This window comes from Chloracidobacterium sp. (genome assembly GCA_016720705.1).
GTDB lineage: Bacteria > Acidobacteriota > Blastocatellia > Pyrinomonadales > Pyrinomonadaceae > OLB17.
Window position 1 is genome coordinate 1158956 of the sequence record JADKKB010000007.1, and the last position, 18274, is coordinate 1177229.

The 18274-nt window shown below is 49.6% G+C and carries 18 protein-coding genes; 1 reads left to right on the top strand and 17 read right to left on the bottom strand.

Features of this window, described 5'->3' with window-relative positions; genetic code table 11:
• Window positions 1-87: 87 nt before the first annotated feature.
• The 13 genes from IPQ00_12440 to IPQ00_12500 all read right to left on the bottom strand — a co-directional run bounded on the left by IPQ00_12440 (window position 88) and on the right by IPQ00_12500 (window position 12835).
• Complete coding sequence (locus IPQ00_12440; protein ID MBL0241367.1) at window positions 88-285, bottom strand: hypothetical protein; 198 nt, start codon at window positions 283-285, stop codon at window positions 88-90.
• Window positions 282-2174: an asparagine synthase (glutamine-hydrolyzing) gene (gene asnB / locus IPQ00_12445; protein ID MBL0241368.1), complete on the bottom strand. Its 1893-nt coding sequence runs from the start codon at window positions 2172-2174 to the stop codon at window positions 282-284. Before asnB ends, IPQ00_12440 begins: the two co-directional genes overlap by 4 nt.
• Window positions 2175-2180: 6 nt before the next feature.
• Window positions 2181-3194 (bottom strand): glycosyltransferase family 39 protein, encoded by a 1014-nt coding sequence (locus tag IPQ00_12450; GenBank protein MBL0241369.1) that lies wholly within the window; start codon window positions 3192-3194, stop codon window positions 2181-2183.
• Window positions 3195-3573: 379 nt separating this feature from the next.
• Window positions 3574-4185, bottom strand: coding sequence for a hypothetical protein (locus IPQ00_12455; protein ID MBL0241370.1), 612 nt, complete (start codon window positions 4183-4185; stop codon window positions 3574-3576).
• A gap of 79 nt (window positions 4186-4264) precedes the next feature.
• The gene (locus IPQ00_12460) at window positions 4265-5377 is read right to left on the bottom strand and encodes a glycosyltransferase family 4 protein (protein ID MBL0241371.1); all 1113 of its coding nucleotides are present in this window, start codon (window positions 5375-5377) and stop codon (window positions 4265-4267) included.
• Window positions 5378-5473: 96 nt separating this feature from the next.
• On the bottom strand, window positions 5474-6595 hold the full coding sequence (locus IPQ00_12465; protein MBL0241372.1) for a glycosyltransferase family 4 protein: 1122 nt from the start codon (window positions 6593-6595) through the stop codon (window positions 5474-5476).
• Window positions 6592-7308: a class I SAM-dependent methyltransferase gene (locus tag IPQ00_12470; GenBank protein ID MBL0241373.1), complete on the bottom strand. Its 717-nt coding sequence runs from the start codon at window positions 7306-7308 to the stop codon at window positions 6592-6594. Before IPQ00_12470 ends, IPQ00_12465 begins: the two co-directional genes overlap by 4 nt.
• Before the next feature lie 16 nt (window positions 7309-7324).
• Complete coding sequence (locus IPQ00_12475; GenBank protein MBL0241374.1) at window positions 7325-8344, bottom strand: glycosyltransferase family 2 protein; 1020 nt, start codon at window positions 8342-8344, stop codon at window positions 7325-7327.
• Window positions 8345-8346: 2 nt separating this feature from the next.
• Window positions 8347-9144: a hypothetical protein gene (locus IPQ00_12480; GenBank protein MBL0241375.1), complete on the bottom strand. Its 798-nt coding sequence runs from the start codon at window positions 9142-9144 to the stop codon at window positions 8347-8349.
• On the bottom strand, window positions 9144-9413 hold the full coding sequence (locus IPQ00_12485) for a glycosyltransferase (protein MBL0241376.1): 270 nt from the start codon (window positions 9411-9413) through the stop codon (window positions 9144-9146). The genes IPQ00_12480 and IPQ00_12485 overlap by 1 nt, the downstream gene beginning before the upstream one ends.
• Window positions 9414-9483: 70 nt before the next feature.
• Window positions 9484-10428 carry a class I SAM-dependent methyltransferase gene (locus IPQ00_12490; GenBank protein ID MBL0241377.1) on the bottom strand — a complete coding sequence of 315 codons (945 nt, stop codon included), beginning with the start codon at window positions 10426-10428 and terminating at the stop codon, window positions 9484-9486.
• Between the two features lie 120 nt (window positions 10429-10548).
• Window positions 10549-11220 carry a CatB-related O-acetyltransferase gene (locus tag IPQ00_12495; protein ID MBL0241378.1) on the bottom strand — a complete coding sequence of 224 codons (672 nt, stop codon included), beginning with the start codon at window positions 11218-11220 and terminating at the stop codon, window positions 10549-10551.
• A 229-nt stretch (window positions 11221-11449) separates the two neighbouring features.
• Complete coding sequence (locus IPQ00_12500; protein MBL0241379.1) at window positions 11450-12835, bottom strand: oligosaccharide flippase family protein; 1386 nt, start codon at window positions 12833-12835, stop codon at window positions 11450-11452.
• A 938-nt stretch (window positions 12836-13773) separates the two neighbouring features.
• Between IPQ00_12500 and IPQ00_12505 the strand changes: the two genes are divergently transcribed.
• Window positions 13774-14391 (top strand): hypothetical protein, encoded by a 618-nt coding sequence (locus tag IPQ00_12505; GenBank protein ID MBL0241380.1) that lies wholly within the window; start codon window positions 13774-13776, stop codon window positions 14389-14391.
• A gap of 206 nt (window positions 14392-14597) precedes the next feature.
• Here IPQ00_12505 and IPQ00_12510 read toward each other — a convergent pair whose 3' ends face one another.
• Genes IPQ00_12510 through nrfD form a run of 4 tightly spaced genes read right to left on the bottom strand, consistent with a single transcriptional unit; the run spans window position 14598 to window position 18269 of the window.
• Window positions 14598-15752: a hypothetical protein gene (locus IPQ00_12510; protein MBL0241381.1), complete on the bottom strand. Its 1155-nt coding sequence runs from the start codon at window positions 15750-15752 to the stop codon at window positions 14598-14600.
• A gap of 3 nt (window positions 15753-15755) precedes the next feature.
• Window positions 15756-16325, bottom strand: coding sequence for a c-type cytochrome (locus IPQ00_12515; protein ID MBL0241382.1), 570 nt, complete (start codon window positions 16323-16325; stop codon window positions 15756-15758).
• On the bottom strand, window positions 16322-16858 hold the full coding sequence (locus IPQ00_12520; protein ID MBL0241383.1) for a DUF3341 domain-containing protein: 537 nt from the start codon (window positions 16856-16858) through the stop codon (window positions 16322-16324). Before IPQ00_12520 ends, IPQ00_12515 begins: the two co-directional genes overlap by 4 nt.
• Window positions 16845-18269 carry a polysulfide reductase NrfD gene (nrfD, locus tag IPQ00_12525; GenBank protein ID MBL0241384.1) on the bottom strand — a complete coding sequence of 475 codons (1425 nt, stop codon included), beginning with the start codon at window positions 18267-18269 and terminating at the stop codon, window positions 16845-16847. The genes IPQ00_12520 and nrfD overlap by 14 nt, the downstream gene beginning before the upstream one ends.
• Window positions 18270-18274: the final 5 nt, after the last annotated feature.

The window sequence follows — 18274 nt, forward strand, 5'->3', positions numbered from 1 at the left end:
TTGTGGACACCGCTGCCGAAATACCGAGCCACCTCAGGGGATATTTTGACGCTGCAGTTGAACCGCAATTTTTCACGCCAGATTTCTTTAGCAACCCGGGTCGATCAAATGGAGTTGCCCACTACCGGCCCCCAGGTCACCACAGGGCACGCCATCCCACGGAAATATGCTGAAATAGTTGTCAAACATTTGATGCAGTTCGTCATCCGACAATGTTGACTGGTCAAACCTCGACCATTCATCGCCAAATCCCGCCACTACATTCTTGTCCAGATTCTCGGTCATTTTTGATCTATAAATCTTCGGTACCACAATTCGAGCATCAACAGCGTCCATATCGGGGTAGCATGGTCCACCTCGCCCCTGATGTGTTGGTCGATGTACATCTCGATAGTTTTTGGCCTAAAGACACCGCGGCTCAGAGATGCCGGTGACAGGAGCACATCCCTGACAAAATCCTTCATCTCGCCGCGAAACCAGTGGGCGATCGGCACGCCAAAGCCCATCTTGCGCCGATAGACGACCTCGGGCGGCACGAGCCGTGCGGCAACCTTTTTCAACAAATACTTCGGCCGAAAACGGTTCATCTTTAGGCTCTCGGGTAGGCTGGCGGCAAACTCGATGACCTTATGGTCTAGGAACGGAGAGCGAGCCTCGAGCGAATTCGCCATCGACGCAATATCTACCTTGACCAGCAGATCGTTTGGCAAGTAGGTCATCTGATCCGCCAGTAGCGTGGCATCGAGCAAACCAAGATCGCCTGCCCGGTCAAACCACTCGTCCAGGACGGCCGCTGCATTATGCTCGCCTACGCGAGCATTCATTTCATCGGAATACAACAGTGCGAGTTTGGCAGTCGGCTTGATAGCGGACATCCAGCGGGCATAGCGCTCCTTTCGCGATTCATTGGCGGAGATCAAAAACCTCTGAACGTCGCGAACACGTGTTTTTTTGATCTCGGACGTCGGCAACATTCTGATCGGCCCCTCTATCAGAGTTCGCCGCAATATGCGCGGTATCCGCCGATAAAGCTCGGCGACCTCCATCGCCATATAACGTTCATAACCCGCAAAGCTCTCATCGCCGCCATCGCCATTGAGTGCGACGGTCACGTGCTGACGCGTCTCCTTAGCCACATAGTAGGTCGGCACCGCGCTCGAGTCGGCGTACGGTTCGCCGTAATGCTCGACCAGAGTCGGCAGTACCTCCAATGCATCAGGACGAACGATAAACTCGCTATACTCGGCGCCTACGTGCTCGGCGACGCGGCGGGCATATTTGAGCTCGCTGAAATCCTGCTCCTCAAACCCGATCGAAAACGTTTTGACCGGTGCCGCACTCTCCTGGGCCATTAGTGCAACGACTATCGACGAATCGACGCCGCCCGACAGAAACGCCCCTAACGGCACCTCGGATATCATTCGGAGCTTTGTCGATTCGCGTAAGATCCGCGTTGTCTCCTGGATAGCTTCGTCTTCCGAGATCTTTATTTTTTTTGAAAAATCGGGCAGCCAGTATCGCCGAGTCTCGACGTTGCCGTCTTTCCACTTGAGCCAGTGGCCGGGTTCCAATTTACGTATCTGCTTAAACGCGGTCTCCGGCGCCGGGACGCACAAGTACGAGAGATAGCTGTCGATCGCACCATAGTCGACCTCGCGCGTTACCGAAGGATGTTTGAGTATGGCCTGAAACTCGGAGCCGAATATCAGATCGCCGTTTGGCTGGTGCGAATAGAGTATCGGCTTTTTGCCCACGCGATCGCGTGCCAAAAACAGTGAACGATCAGACTTGTCCCAGATGGCTATCGCAAACATCCCGCGTAGGTATTGCAGACAGTCCGCTCCGTATTCGTCGTAGAGGTGAATTATCGCCTCGGTGTCCGAATTGGTATAAAAACTATGGCCGCGTTTCTCAAGATCAGCTCTCAGCTCACGGTAATTATAGATCTCGCCGTTAAAAACGATCCATTTTGTCCGGTCGGCATTGTGCATCGGCTGTTTGCCGCCCGCCAGATCGATGATCGCCAAACGCCGCATCGCCAACCCGACATTGTCGTGCACATAAAATCCGTCATCGTCCGGCCCGCGATGCACGATCGCGCCGTTCATCGCCTCGAGCACCGCTCGATCGGCCGCTCGCGCACTATTATTTACAAATCCGACGATGCCGCACATTTATCTCTAGTTTCGTCCCCCCGACAACTGCTGCCCGACCCTTCCCTTCAGCGACGCCTCAAACAATTCGCGGCGGCGGCGGCGTTCGAGCTGTACATTTTCCCGCTTTTCCTTCATCAAAACCCATCCGACCGCAATAAACATAAACAAAAACACCTGTATCTGCGTCCGCTGCCGATACGCCGTCCCGACATTGCCCTGAAAGATCGAGTAGGCGAGGGTCAATGTAATTGTAAAGATCAGAATTGGGAAAGCCGTTCGTAATTTGTTCTTGACGGTGTACCACAGACCGTATAGTGACAGCGGAATAAGCATCCACCATATCAATACCTCGGGCAGAGTGATCGCCTGGCGAAGATTTGCCATCTGCCACGGAAAGGGTGCCAGCATCAGATATGTCAGTCCGACCGGCAATGCCGTGATAGCACCATCGGTTGTCGAAACGTCCGACTCTGCTCCAAAGCCTGATTTAGCGGATCGTGCGAGGTCACCGCGGCTTCGCTGAACTGCCTCAAGATTGCCAAAACGGTCGAGATCGACCGTCGCCGTCCTAATTACGCCAAAGTAGGTGAGCCCCACACCAATTATTACAAGCACGACCGACCGTCCGCAATGGAGGGCATCGTAGTCGCCGTACCGATCAAAACTGCCCACCACCGCGGCCACAACCATATAGAAGATATAAAAACGCAACGACATAATGCCGAACATCGAGAGGACCAAAACAATGATCGCCGCGTAACCAAATTTTTCCTGTAGTTGCAGGACCATTGTCATTGCCAGCACCAATAGAAAGATGATCAGCCCGTCCTTCATCAGTTGCGACGACCAGATAATAAATGATGGGAATAGGGCGATCGCGATGGCGGAAAATTTAGCGACCCGTATGTTGTTAAATACCTTCTTGGCACAGACATAGACCATCGGTGCCGTCGCCGCGCCCACGACGGCACAGATCGACTGGGCCGCCAGTATATTTCGCCCCAATACATAGTAGATAGCACCGACAAAATAGTTCATCCCCCAACCCGGACCCCGACGTTGCCATTGCCCTCCGCGATTCAAAGTCATCCATCACGGCATTTCCGGCCCAGATCTCATTCAGCCTATTTCCATAATTGTCATACGTCAGAGCATCGCCGCCAAAAAAATCGCGAAGGTCAAAATAGTGAACCAGTATTCCAAATGCTAGCCGAGCCAGCAACGCGATCAAAAATACTTTAGTGACAAAGTCCTTGTCATCGGAAAAATGCCGGAACGATGCGATGGCTAACCCAGAAAAAAGAACAACGACTAACGCGGCGGCGGCGGCCTCCGGCAGACTTATAGCCAAAACCCCGAGCGCCGCTAAAATTAGGGCACCGATCAGTGTCAAAGTAGAATTTGATGATTTGATCACTTAGATATTGTCGGGCAGATCGAGACGCGTCTTGTTCTCGATCAAGAATATCCCATCTGCGTCGAGGTCCTTTACCTCGGTCGCCGGCACGCCTGCGATCAGTTTGAATTCGCTCTCAAACTTCTTGGTTATTACCGCACCGATCCCGACTATGCATCGGGCAGGGATACAGCCACCCGGGGCAATACGTATCTCGGAACCAATATAGCTGAGATCGCCGATAATTATCGGCCGCGTCATTTGCCGGTTATGTGTCCACAGCGACGAGTTTCGCCCGCCGAGGATTACCCGCTTTCCAAACTCGACTCGGTCCGTAAAATCGATCTTATGCGACGCACCGATCATACTGCCGTCGCCGAGTATAAATGTCGGGTCGACCTCGTTGACGACATCCGGCTCGGGTATCGAGTTGATCTCGTTCAAACGCAATATCTCGCAATATCGGCCAAGGCGTATCTCGTCGCCTCCTCGAAAAATATTTAGGTGCCCGATCCGCGTGTGCTCTCCGATCGAAAGACGCTTAGTCCCAATAAAAACATTGAAATGTCCGATCGTTACGTCGTCACCAATCGTACAACTGGTCGCGTCAATGATCGATAGACCGATTCGCACACGCTTTCCTATCTTGTAGCCAAACAATACCCGGTAACAGAGACGTTTGGCTACAGAAGGCAATAAACCGATCAGGCATTTAACGATTAGTCGGAGTTTCATCGGCGACAACGAAGCGAAAAGTCTCAGCCAAAGTATCCACAAACTTTTCTATGCAGTAGTCCTGCTCAAAAAGACACCGTCCGGCATTTCCCATACGAATTCGCAGTTCACGACCGGACAACAGTTTGCTTAGCGGATTATACCAATCTTCTTGGTTCACCGCATTAAAGTGGGTCTTTCCCGGCATTCCGATCTCGGCACACACGCCAACCGGACTCATTACAAACGGTACGCCCACGGCCATATACTGGATAGCCTTAAAGCCCGATTTGCCCTTTATCCATTCCTCATTCGCCGATTTGCTGATCACGATCGGATAAACACCGATATCCATGGACTGAAAATCCGCTATCTCGCGATCCGCGTCCCACGGCAGATTGATGACATCGACGCCATCGATATTCACGTTGTCGATGCCGGCTCCAACGACCTTTAGGACGAATTTATGACTAGCCGCGAGTCGGGTAAGGACGGGAAATAGCGACTCGAGAAATGGAAATGTTGAGTGAGTCCCGATCCACCCTATCACCGGAATGCTATTCTCCTTTTCAACCGGCACGAATACGTTCGGGTCAACGATAGTCGGGATAACGACGGCTTTACTGCCTTTCCCTTCCACATACTCAGCAATAAAACGATTGCCGCAGACGACCACCGAAGCCGCACGGATCAACTGGTCGGTCTTGCCAAAAAATTTCAGATAGCTTCCGAGACGGCCATAACTTGGGCTGACGTACGGGACATATGTGGCATCGTCAAGGTCTAGAATCATCGGTGTGTTTCCGATCCACCTATAAAGCCGTTCAAAGATCGCCGGCCCAAAAAACATCGCTTCGCGTTGAACGACCATCACGTCAAATTTCCGCATCGAAAAAAGCAAACCGACCCTCTTAACGACCGAGCGGACGACCGAGATCGCCCTTCCGGTTGATCCACCCGCCGAGTACATCGCCCCAAACTGTTTGCTGTCAAAAAAAGGCGCGATCGTCAGTTTGATCCCTCGCTCACCTAACGGTTCTACAAATTGGACAAGTCGAAACCGCGTCGCCGCAGACTCCGTGGGATATGAACAAATAGCGATAACCTGCATGAGCAAACTAAAAATACAGTAAGAGGGTACATTACATAACAAACGGCGCCCTATTTCGCCGCCCAACACAAACCATGCGAGGGACCGTTTCCGCAACTAGCCGTTCAGGACCTTTTGGTACAACGCATCAAGTTGAACGCAATTATTCGCAACATCAAACGTCGCACGCGCGCTTTCCTGACCACGTTTACTAAATCTTAAACGGATCTCATTACTATTTGCGAGTGTTCTGATAGCTACTGCGGCAGCAACAAAGTCCTTATTTGGCACTAACCAACCCGACTCCATATGCTTGAACAGCTCAGCAGGTCCGCCGCAGTCAGAAGCAATCAGCGGAACGCCGGCCTTAAGTGCTTCGAGACAGACCATCGAAAACGATTCTGATTCGGAAAGGTTTAGCACGATATCAGCCCTCCTTAATTCGTCGTCCACGTTCGCCTTAAACCCCTCGAATATAACCTTGCCTTCTAAGCCTAATTCATCTATCAAGCTATCAACTGTCTTCTTAAAGTTTGTCGAAACGCCATTGTGATCGTATTTACCGATAAAATACAGCTTAGTTTCCGGGAAATCCTCTTGGACGAGAGCAAAGGCTTTTATCGCCCAGTCCTGGCCTTTCCCGGGAAGAATGTTTCCGACATAAACGATTCTTTTCGGCTGAAGATGAACGTGCAGAGCATCGTCGGCCGCTTCATCAAAAAATTCGCTATCATAAATGACGATCTTGTTCGGCAGATTGCCGACATCGTTTGACACCGCATTGCTGCAGCAAACAACAGCGTCCGCATATCGCTTTATCACGCGGATAAAACTTGAGTAAAGCGGGCCGATGTACGAATTACGCAAAAGCCTAACGTGATACACGACCTTTATCTTCCGGTTCAATATCTTTAACAGGATGCCGCACATGTTGTAACAGTCGTTTACGTGAACGATCGCAATATCGTGCTCCTTGACCATTCGCAACAACCCAAAACTGTTTTGAATCAAGCGTGGAAAATAAAGCACGCCCGCAGACAGTTTTGTCGAAATCTCAGTAAACCTAAATCGACGCACAATATCGTTTTCCACAATTTCGGCAAGGTCGTCTTGCGAAATAGCTTTTGTCACTGCCCAATGAAATTTGCAGCTACCGCCCAGTGCCTTTGCAAACTTCGCGATCGATTTATTGGCTCCGGTCAGATATTCCGAATTGTCGATAATTAGAATGTTCTTCATTTAACCGGCAGATCATCGATTCGCCACAAACACAGCGATTTATCGGAATATTCGCCATCATTCTCAGTGCATTCTTCGCTAATCGCCTTTACCGGCGGTGGCAGGTCAAACGGCGAAGTATTCAGATTCAACGGTCTCCATTGCCCCGTCAGAATATCCTCATTCTCAGCGTGTCCGACAAAATTGGTGGTCAATAAATAGGTTGACCCGCTAGTTTTAATATTCTTCAAAGCCACTTTCACATCCGCAGAACTAAAATGAACCAGACAATCGCGGCAAAACACAAGATCCACCTTTGGAAGACTATCGGAGAGCAAATCAAGCTTTTCAAACGAGACACTATCGGTTTCATATAGCTTTTTATTTTGGGCGACCAGATCGTCGACGATGTCTGCCCCGGTATATTTGACGTCACGTAGTTCCACGCTCTTCAGCCAATTAAAGTCGCCGCACGGGATATCAAGCATCGTCCGGATGCCCAATTCGCTCAAGACCGCCGGGAGACTTGCGACAACCGCCGCGGTCTGCTGTTTGGCAGAGCCCGGCCCTGATAGCGATTCGTTGCTCGCCCAGCGGTTTTCCTTGTAGATCTGCGTAAAAATATTCTCCGCGTTTTTGCCCTTTAGTTCCTGCCGATGGCGAAAATTAATTATTTCAATATATAGCCGCCTTATGCCGGGAATCCGTCTTGCAACTGAATAAAAAAGGTTCATAGAATATCGAAGCCTTCTAAGTAACGGTTCTCCCGACCTCAGTAAATACAGGCGGGTACGTTGGCTTCTTTCCGTTGTTGAAGAATATTTCCGCTGTCGTATTTGCTCTTGCGATATATTCTTCTTTACCCGTAATCAATGGTATGAAGGAAGTTATCAGAGATTCGCATTGAGTCAGCATACGACTCTCTTTTAAGTTCAATTCCTTGCCAAGGGCGGCACTAGATTGCAACAGCGCCCACTTCACAATGTTCTCGAAGAAGATGATAGAACCGCTGACAAATCCAAGTAATTTACCCCAGTGATCGCGACGAATACTCCAACCCAACGCCGAACCCAGTCTACTAGCATTTATTAGTCGATCTGAGTCATCCCTAAAGGTAACGCTTGTATAATGTTGCAGTTTGGCCTGTGGGACAACGCTTATCTTCAAGCCCTTTGCTGCAATCTCGCGGCAAAGGAAATACTCTTCTCCAAAGAGAAAGTTGTCTTCGACGAACATACGCCCTCTAGCTAATGCTGAGACACGACAAATATAACCAGTCCCGGTGATAAAGTCGACGTCAAATGACCCAGACATTTCCGTTTCTCGACGCCTCGTGAGGCCACGTAATTTTCTGGCGACGAGCGAATTAAAAAATAAGGATGAAAAGAAATATTGCGACCGATAAACTTTAGCCCCTTTCAGAACAGGCACACATACTCCAATCTGATCATCCGTTTCTAAAGTTTCGATAAGTGCGTCGATCATCCCAGACTCTAAAACCGTATCCGGGTTAAGGGTCATTGCGTATTTGCCGGAAGTCAGCGAAAAACCCACGTTTGTCGCCACTCCGAAGCCGTAATTATAAGCGTTCTTTATCAAACGGACGTCGGGAAACATTGTCGTGACGGAGATAATATCTTCATCAGAGTCGTTGTCAACGACAATGATCTCTAGCTCGACCTTAGTTGGGTGACGGAGAATGCTATCTAAACATTTCACCAAGAATTCGGATGTGTTCCAATTAACTATTATTATTGAGAGTAATATCATCGTCAACGGCCTGCATCTCTCGTCTTGGCTCTGAGAAAATCATAAATGACACTTTTCAAGCCGCTAGAATAGCGAGCGTATCGCCGGCTTTTACATTCGCTCAGTAATATTGGCAGGCGCCCAAGCCTAGAAACAGGGAGATGGTAACGAATCTCGTAGTGAACTGATTTGTCACTTAAGTCTAGCACTTTTTTTGCAAGCAACTTCCTCGCCTTTTCGTCACCTATAGCATCAATATCGGCCTTAGCTCTGCACGTCTCGGCGGTATCAAGTATACGAACAAGAGACCTAAGAGCGTCAGCGTACGCAACTGCATCTCTCGCAATTCGGATAAACCGTTTATCCGCCGGTGCAAGTGCGATCCGAAATGGTGTTTCTGATGTGCCTGCACCCAGTAATTGACTTTGATGCTGTCTGTATTGGATGCCTTCGTAATCAAATACTACAACCGCACTAGTAAGCGAGGCAATCAGACCTAGCCAATGATCGTGCGCTGAATTAGATGGTATGGGGTATGTCCGTAAAAATCGTATGAGATCTGAGCGTACCGCAATCGTATTGCCTGATACAAAATTCTGGCCAAATAGCAGTATTTGAAGTACGTTTTGGTTCATAAAATCTAATTGTGAATGATGAAATCCAAAAGACTCCCATAGATTTCTATTCAGCGGTACGAGATGCCGATCAACCAACTCCGCGTTCGTTACGACGATACCTGCTGTAAGATTGTCCCTAAATACATTAAGGATGGTTTCGATCTTTTCACTTTTCCATACATCATCCTGATCGGCCGGAAACACTATACTCCCCTCACATAGAAGAAGCGCTGCTCGAAATTTTTAACGTACCCTAAATTAGTGCCATTCAAATGTATTCGAACTTTGAATGGAACTTGTACCTTAAATTCCTCGAGGATGGCGAGTGTTCGGTCTGTCGAACCGTCGTCGCAGACTACTAATTCGTCCGGTAGTCTCGTTTGTCCAAGAAAACTCTGGAGTTGTTCTGAGAGATACTCCTCACCGTTATAGGTGCACAACGCGATGGAGATGGTATCTGCGGGCGGAGTCATAATGGTGCAGTTCAGAAAAATGGAGTCTGGAGTTGGCGTTAAAAGATGCCCTGATCGACCTCAAATAAGTTTATTTGCGGGCAAAACACGAAATGTAATCACCACTCTGCTTGTAAATTAAAAAATACAAATCGGTCAGAATTTTGAGAAAATGAGCATGAACACGATCCGACATCGGAAGGTCACTATCGCTCGCAAAATGAAAACCCAAGTCCTCTTCGCGTCTATAGCGAAGATCAGAAAGATAGAAGTCTGCACGGAAAGTTTCAATTTTCAAGTCTTGAAATCCAGTCTTCCTCATCAGGCTTTTGAGAGTTTTCGGCGTAAATGAGTACAAGTGCCGAGGAACATCCCAGTGAAGCCAATATTTGCCGCTTATCCTCTGACTTAAACTATTCGCATTTGGAACCTCAACATAAAGGAGACCGTCGGGCTTAAGTAGCTTTTTCACTTGGCCTAGGACTTCAATAATATTAGGTAAATGTTCGAGCGAGTGATTAAAGCTAATATAGTCAAATGATTCTTCTTCGAAGTTAGCATCGGCTAAATCACCGACAGATACATCAATTCCAAATTTTTCTTTCGCTGCGTCGGCTGCGGCATGCTTTAGCTCAAGCCCGCGTACGTTCCAACCGTATTGCTTCAAAATCGAGAGAAACACTCCGCTCCCACAACCGATGTCCAATGCTCTGCCGTTCGGAACATACTTAGGAAAACGTTTTCCAAATCCATATGCTGCCCTTCTTAGAAAAAAACGGTTAATTATGGGGCGGACGAGCGTAACCAACTTCGAATTTATTCGAAGCGGGTAGCCAAAAGAGGCAATGACCGAACGGCGAATATCTTGCTTTATCGGAAAGTCTGTTTCTTGCGATACGGAATTTTGTCCATAACTGTAGTATGTATCATTCGGGTAGAAACTTCCCAACTTTTCTGACGTCGGCCGTGGCGACAGCCGTATCAAACCACACTGGCAACAACGAACATTCGCAAACTGCCCAGGCAGATCGTTCATCCGATCTCGTCCCCAAAAAAGTAGTTCGGATCCATCCGAAAGGCAAACGGGACATCGAGATACATGCTCTGTAAATACATTTTCATTCGAAATAGAGATATTGGAACTCATAAATTTGAGTTAGCGAAACAGTTTCGTAATGCTTTCGAAGGCTGATTCAAGTGGTTGGTTCAGGAGTTGCAAATTCATCTCCACGTCATGGTCGTCCAGTTTGGAGTAATCGATAACGGCTAAGAGAGAGCGAATTGTTTGTTCGTCAAATCGATACTTTATGACCTTCGCAGGTGTTCCCGCAACAATTGAGTATGGCGGAACGTCCTTCACCACTACGCTTCCAGCGGCGACGATCGCTCCCTGCCCAATAGTCAGACCTGACATGATTGTTGCCCGCGTGCCAATCCAAACGTCGTCTTTAATAAGAATCGGCCCTTTACTAAGTTCAGGTGGCTCCAAATCGGAGTTGTTAAGTACAAACTCTGCGAAAGGAAAAGTTGAGAGCGTTTGATGCTGATGGTTTCCTCCAAGAATAAAGAGAACTTCCGGGGCAATTGAGACGAAGTCGCCGATTACAAGTCTTTGATTCGGATTCTTCAACATTTGAACATTCAAGGGGCCGTACGAGTGACGACCTACATTTATTTTGTCCAGATCAAAGATTGAGGATGGAAATAGCCGTCTGCCGGGAAATCGTGCTCTAAACGCATGTTTGAACCGAAAAAACGCAAAGTCGTTACGAATGCGATAATAAACGTCAAGTAAATATTTGCAAACAAGTCTGAAGTCTTCAATCATCACAAACTAGGCAGCTCCTCTTTTCATTGTCGTAGAAAGACAGGGACACGGCAACATCTCGACTGGGTTTCGCGTGGAACTTCGTCGCCGCAACCGCCCTCCATATAAACTTCTGCGAGAATCACTTACATATGGTGCCATTTATATTTTCACCCTTCAGCCCTCAATTTCAACTGTTGATTTCCCGATTTATCCAGTCCGGATACTTATCCGATCCATCTAGATGTGCTCATTTGCGACCTTGACGAGCTTTTCGCCAGTAAGCCTCTACGAAATTCCGGGTCGCCGTAGTGGCTAGGACTGTTACAACAAGCGTAATTGTTGATACGGCAAACAACTCGATGAGAACTTCTAGCCTTGTTTCAGCCATCGGGAGGAATAATCGCATAGTGCCCGCTACGCCTCCAGCGACAATTAATGGCGCAAAAAAGTCCTTGAGATACCAACGAGTTTTCTCACCCCGTAGTATTCGTCTATGCATCATATGAACCATAATAGGAATAAAGATAGCAGTTAGAATAGCCCATCCCGCCGCCCCGCCAATTGCTCCGTAAGTATAGACCCCGAAAACAATCGCTGGAGTCACAAACACAACCAAAGCAATGCCAACCTTAAAGACCAACGACGTCCAGCCATGTGCGAGTTGGAGGAAATGAAGGGGCCACATCGAAGCGTTAAGCCCTGACCCCAGAGCTATGAGAGTCAAAATCAAGAATGTGTTCGTTGCAATCTCCCGATTCCCGGTCCATACAAACAATATCTCGTACGAAAAGAAAACGATTACGGCTGTTACCGGAAATACGATAGCCGAAACCGTTTCACAACTACGGTGATAAAACTCGGTAAGGGCATTTTCATTTTTCGCAGAAATTAGCCGAGCAAACTCCGGATATACTGCGTGAGATAATGGCCCAACGAACATTACAATAGACGTTGACGCAATAGTTACCGCAAGCATGTAATAGCCGAAATGCTCAAGATCGACCATCCGGCTAAGTATTAACTTATCCGTTTGATTTAGGATCAAACTCAAAACCGAAATACCGGACACTCCAGCAGCGAATCGCCAAATCTTACTGAAAATATCCCATTTGAATTGACCTGGCATGCCGTCTGGAAGGCTTCGTCCCATTGTGGACATCAAGAGCAAAAGCTGCAAAACGATTACAAAGGTTTGCCATAACAAAAACGCCTGAATTGTTTGCGATATAAATATAAGAACTATCAACGCCCCAACTGATCGTAGCGTAGCGCAAATCCCATTGATGACGCTTAAGAGTACCTGCTTTTGTAAGCCCATCAGCCCGCCGGCGTAGAAATTGATCGAAAACTGGATTGCAATATTTACGCCGATGATATGGAGAGCCTGTGTTACGGTTTCAAGGCTCAGTTCCTTCGGATGAATCCAATATTGAGCAATGACCGGTGCCAGGATGGATAGGACTGTCGCGATTGCAAATGCTGATATCCAGTTCGGAATTGAAAGCGTTCGGGAAACATTGTGCATTTCCTGAGTCGAGTTGGGTAGCCCTGAGAGCCGTGCGAGTTCGCGGTTTATCGTCGACGAAATTCCTAAATCGAGCAGAGCAACAAACGATTGTAGCGTTGTGAACACGCCAACGAGGCCGTAACTCTCAATTCCGATAAAATGGAGATAAAATGGAACCGCAATTATATTTAATAATGCCGCCCAGACATTCCCAGGGAGGTTTGGGGGGGAGACACAAAGAGGCCAAAGCTTGATTATAGCAGAATAAGTTCGCCCAAAATAATATTAACCCCGGCCGAAAATCCACGCAAGAACGCCCCAATCTGGGTTCGGGGGGGGGGGGGAGGAGATGGGCCGGCAGGTCTCGCCCATCTGCTCGAGCTCCGGTTGAAGTGTATTTTTAGCAACGGTTAGAGTCAAGGCGCATTCGGGAATGGTGGATCGGGAATGGTGAATCGTTATTCGTGAATCGTGAATGGTGAATCGGGAATGGTGAATCGGGGATCGGGAATGGTGAATCGTTATTCGTGAATCGTGAATGGTGAATGGAGAATGGGGGGGCAGTGAATCGTGAATCGTGAATCGTGAATGGTGAATCGTGACTCGTGACGAGTGTCAGACGGAAGGGACAATGGGAGTGTGGGAGTAGAGGGAGTGGGCGAGAAAGGGAGATGAGGAGAGAATGGGGAAAGTGCGCGGGTTTTGGGGCGAAATGCGATGAAATAGCGGGAGTTTGGCGCAGTATCGCGGCGAAACGTGCCCGTTTAGGTCAGAAACTCGGGCAATCTCGGGCAAAATGCGCGCGTTTTGGCCGGAATTGGCGTTAAAACGGGGGTGGATCGTGTAGTTTTTGGCGGTTTTTGTCGCACGGTCGGGCGTCGATGCGCTAAAAGCAAGCCCGGCGAATGAGCGGTCAAGCAAAACTGTCACATATTTTTTTGTTGCACAGATGAAATAATGCTTGACACGTGCAATTTAGTAATGCTACATTTGTTATAGATTACGTTATAGACGTTTCTTACATAAACAAATACACAATAGACAACAAGGAGAATAAATAAGATATGGACTACAGAAAATTGGGCGATCTCGATCTGGCGGGTTTCGCCGGCAACGTACTTACACAATTGGGCGGCACGACGCTCGCGGCAGTGGACAGCCACTTGACAGCCTCGCTAGCGACCTCGTTCGGCAGCCTGCCTACCGACCTCGAGACCGAGGCGGCCGCTGCTGCGGTCGCCCGCGACGCAAGCCTTGCGGCCGTCGCACAAAAAAATCTGACCCGGCGTGCGGTGATGGCACTGCTCAAGCAGGTTCGCGATACGCTGATCGCCAGCAACGCGCCAAAGGATCAGTATGCTATCGCCGGATTTGACTACCCCGATCTGGTGCCGACGGCCTACACGGCCCAGGACCCGACGAACCTGTCGGCATTTGGCTATTCGAATGGGGTGATCACTATGCGATTTACGGGCAATAACAAGCCGGGCCGCGTGGTGTATGAGATATGGCGGCGCCACGGCGATACGGTCGACTGGGGCATCCACGCCCTTACACGCCGCCAGCGGCACGTCGATACGCCCGTCACGCCCGGCCAGTACTATGAGTACAAGGTCCGCGCCGTCGGAGCCAAATCGGTCTCAAATTTTTCGAACTCAGCGGTCGTTTACGGATCGGTGTAGGTGGGGTCGGGGATCGTGAATGGTGGATCGGGAATCGGGAATCGGGAATCGTGAATGGTGAGTCGGGAATGGAGAATGGAGAATGGGGCGACGGGCTTTTTAGGCCCTTCGCCCCATTTTGATAAATACCGTGGTTGATTCGATCTGGGCGAGACGCTCATAGACCGTTCGAGATCGGCGTTGGCGTCCGGGGCCGGATCAGGCGACTATTTCTCTTGCCACATACTCTCGGTAATGTACGGGTCACCGGTCGGGATCATATTATCTGCCTTTAGATTTTTGACAAACGTCAGCAGGAATATAGCGGCAAAGCCGATCGGCAGGGCAATGTCGACAAATCCGATCGACGGGGTCTGTGTAAATGGCGGAAAGATCAATACGTACAGATCCACCCAACGCCCGACCAGAATAATGCCACAGGCCGCGAGCATCCAATTCTCATTAGATTTGACGCTACGCCTGATCAGCATCAGAAACGGTATCACCCAATTTAGAAAGAGGCTTAGGAAAAACACGTTTGACCAGCCCTCGGTGGAGGTGCGTGTGACGTAATAGATCGTTTCCTCGGGAATATTTGCGTAATAGATAAGCAGGTATTGGCAAACCCAAATATATGCCCAGAATGTCGTAAAGCCGAAAACGAGTATGCCGAGCGCGTGCATCTGCCGGTCACCGACTTCCTTTAGAAATCCGCGGCGGCGTAGCAATATCACCAGTATAGTTATCGTCGCACTGCCGCCGAGCAGCACACCCGCCATATGATAAAAGGCGTAGATGGTGCTGAAAAACATCGGCTCGATCGACATTATCCAGTCAAATACGGCAAAGGTAAACGTAATGGCAAAGGTAGCGATGAAGATCGAGGAATAGGTCTTATTCTTATTGGTATGGCTGATGTTGCCGTCGGCGTCCTGCCGCAGCGACTCGCGCCGCATCAGATAGGTCAGGATTATCCACACTGCCAGAAATACGACCATTCTGGTAAAAAAGAAACCCTGGCTCAAGTATGCATTCTTAAACGTCAACTCGTGGCCGTTGTGCGAATAGGTTTTGCTTGTCCATTCGTAGATCGCTGACCGGCCAAAAAATATGAGCAGCATCGATATGGCACCGATCGGCAAGTAGCCCATCATCGCCTCGGGCACGCGGCGGACCACGGTGGCCCAACCCGCGTTGGCGACATAGTTGATGGCCACAAAAACGGCCCCGCCTAGTGCAAGCGTCAGAAAGTAGAATGAGTTTTGCAAAAATGACTGCCAAAACCTTTCGCCGTACAACAGGCCGAAGATAACACCCGCGATGCCTATGGCGATACAAGCGTATAGGATATTTCTCTCTTTGGATGTGATGAAGGTATTCATAGGCTAGTTCTTAACCTCCGCTTGCAATTGGCGAATATATAGAACCAATTTCCAACGGTCGTCGGCCGAGACCTGCGATTCGTGCGGCGGCATATTCAGACGTCCGCGCGTGATGATGTAAAACAATTCGCCGTCGCGTAACGCCCGCGATGTATCGGTCTTATATGATGGAGGATTGGGGTATTTGGGGATCACGGGGCCGTCGCCCATACCGGTAGCACCGTGGCAAACGACACAGTTGTTGTCAAAGACGTATTTTCCGCGTGCGATATTTTCCGGCGACGCCTCAAATGGATTGGTCAGTTCCTTGCCGGCACGGATCGATTCCTCGGGTGACGTGGCGTAATGGAACGGCATAGATCCACGCGGGATAGTTCCGGCGACCGGCGGCTGATCCGTCCCGCCCTTGGGCAGTATCGGATTAGCGGTCTGCGAGCGGTACGCGGGCGAATCGCCCATCTGGGTCGGATATTCGCGATTGCGTTGTGTCACATCGCGGCTTAGAGCCCACATCCCGCCGACAACGACGATCGGCAGCAGAATATACGCGAGCGTTGTAAGAGTTCGATTCATTCGAGGTCTCCTTGGATGACTTTCTCCGCGTTGTACTTTTCAAATATTTGGGCTGCCTTTTCCGGATCAAAGCTCGCGGCGGTTTGCTGTAGCACCAGAACAAAGCGGTCATCATTGACACCCTCAAAACTAATGCGTTTGCTAAAGGGCCATAGTCCGCACACGATAAACAAGGTCAGGACCGATGTCAGGCCCGCAAACAATACCGTTAGCTCAAACGTGACCGGAACAAATAACAGCGGCGTCGAGAACGGCTTGCCGCCGATATTGAGTGCCCAGTCATAGGCCGATGTCCAGATCTGGGTAATGATGGCCGTCAGCAGTCCGACGACGCCGCCGGCAAATGCCGCCCACGTGATCCGCGATGGCTTTTGCCCGACCGCCTTATCCATTCCGTGGATCGGAAAGGGCGAATACACATCGTAGATATCCAAGCCCCGCAACCGAGCCTCGGCCGCACTCGCTTTTAGATCATCTTCGTTCGTAAAATAGCCGGCGGTATAGCGAACGCGTTTGTTTTTAGTGTTTCGCATATCTTAAAACCCCCTTTATTTCGCTGGTGGCAATTATCGGGAATATCCTTAGGAACAACAGAAACGCCGTAAAGAATAGTCCAAAACTACCGATCAGCAACCCGATCTCGACCGGACTCGGGATGTAGTAGGTCCAACTCGACGGCAGATAGTCGCGATGCAGGCTGACCATAATGATCACGAACCGCTCAAACCACATACCGAGATTTACAAATAGCGTGAGCACAAAAATCATCGGGATCGAGCGTCGCAGACGCTTGAACCACAGGAGTTGCGGTATCAGTGCGTTGCAGGTAAACATTATCCAGTAGCCCCAGGCGTACGGGCCGAACAAGCGGTTTATGATCATAAATAGCTCGCTCGGGCTACCGCTGTAAAAGCCTATAAAGAGCTCGGTCAAATATGACAGTCCGACGATCGAACCGGTGAGGAGCGTCACCTTGCACATCTTTTCAAAGTGATCGATGGTCAGGTAATTTTCCAGATGCATTATCTTGCGCACCAGGATCATCAGGGTCATCACCATTGCAAAACCCGAAAATATGGCACCGGCTACAAAGTAGGGCGGAAAGATGGTTGAGTGCCAACCCGGGATCACCGAGGTCGCAAAGTCAAAGCTAACGATGCTGTGAACCGAAAGTACGAGCGGCGTTGCCAGTGCGGCGAGGATGCCGTAAACGGTCTCGTAGCGCCACCAGGTCCGATTTGAACCGTTCCAGCCGAGGCTCAGGATCGTGTAAAATTTCTTTCGCCACTTTATTTTTGATCGATCTCGGGCCGTCGCAATGTCAGGTAGTAATCCGAGGTACCAAAACACCAGCGAGATAGTGAAATACGTTGAAATTGCAAAAAAGTCCCAGAGCAGCGGCGACCGAAAATTGACCCAGAGCGACCCGCGTGTGTTGGGATACGGCAGAAACCAATAGAAGAGCCACGGCCGCCCCATATGTATGATCGGGAAAAGGCCCGCGCACATCACGGCGATCAGTGTCATCGCCTCGGCCGAACGATTGATCGAGGTTCGCCATTTCTGATTAAAAAGATAGAGGATCGCTGAGATAAACGTTCCGGCGTGGCCGATACCGATCCAGAAAACAAAATTGGTAATATCGAAAGCCCAACCGACGGTCCGGTTCAGGCCCCAGGTGCCGATTCCGATCGTGACCGTCAGATAACCCGCAATGACCCCAACGGTCAATAGCGTCACGGCGATGCCAAATGCGATCCACCACCCGGTCCCGGCCTTGCGTTCGTGTATCAGATTGATGTCGTTAGAGACATCAGCATAGGTTCTGTCGCCTGTGACGAGCGGATCACGGATCGGCGCAACGACCGCGTGCTCCGTTATTCGCGCCACCTCGTCGCGCAACCTGATCTCATCTCTCGATAGATCGATTTGTTCGAGCGTCATTGCCA

Coding starts and splice junctions, on each gene's coding strand:
- IPQ00_12490 (MBL0241377.1), bottom strand. CDS start 10,428: ATGAACGATCTGCCTGGGCAGTTTGCGAATGTTCGTTGTTGCCAGTGT.
- IPQ00_12450 (MBL0241369.1), bottom strand. CDS start 3,194: ATGAACTATTTTGTCGGTGCTATCTACTATGTATTGGGGCGAAATATA.
- nrfD (MBL0241384.1), bottom strand. CDS start 18,269: ATGACGCTCGAACAAATCGATCTATCGAGAGATGAGATCAGGTTGCGC.
- IPQ00_12505 (MBL0241380.1), top strand. CDS start 13,774: ATGGACTACAGAAAATTGGGCGATCTCGATCTGGCGGGTTTCGCCGGC.
- IPQ00_12460 (MBL0241371.1), bottom strand. CDS start 5,377: ATGCAGGTTATCGCTATTTGTTCATATCCCACGGAGTCTGCGGCGACG.
- IPQ00_12515 (MBL0241382.1), bottom strand. CDS start 16,325: ATGAATCGAACTCTTACAACGCTCGCGTATATTCTGCTGCCGATCGTC.
- IPQ00_12510 (MBL0241381.1), bottom strand. CDS start 15,752: ATGAATACCTTCATCACATCCAAAGAGAGAAATATCCTATACGCTTGT.
- IPQ00_12465 (MBL0241372.1), bottom strand. CDS start 6,595: ATGAAGAACATTCTAATTATCGACAATTCGGAATATCTGACCGGAGCC.
- asnB (MBL0241368.1), bottom strand. CDS start 2,174: ATGTGCGGCATCGTCGGATTTGTAAATAATAGTGCGCGAGCGGCCGAT.
- IPQ00_12520 (MBL0241383.1), bottom strand. CDS start 16,858: ATGCGAAACACTAAAAACAAACGCGTTCGCTATACCGCCGGCTATTTT.
- IPQ00_12440 (MBL0241367.1), bottom strand. CDS start 285: ATGACCGAGAATCTGGACAAGAATGTAGTGGCGGGATTTGGCGATGAA.
- IPQ00_12485 (MBL0241376.1), bottom strand. CDS start 9,413: ATGACTCCGCCCGCAGATACCATCTCCATCGCGTTGTGCACCTATAAC.
- IPQ00_12475 (MBL0241374.1), bottom strand. CDS start 8,344: ATGATATTACTCTCAATAATAATAGTTAATTGGAACACATCCGAATTC.
- IPQ00_12470 (MBL0241373.1), bottom strand. CDS start 7,308: ATGAACCTTTTTTATTCAGTTGCAAGACGGATTCCCGGCATAAGGCGG.
- IPQ00_12495 (MBL0241378.1), bottom strand. CDS start 11,220: ATGATTGAAGACTTCAGACTTGTTTGCAAATATTTACTTGACGTTTAT.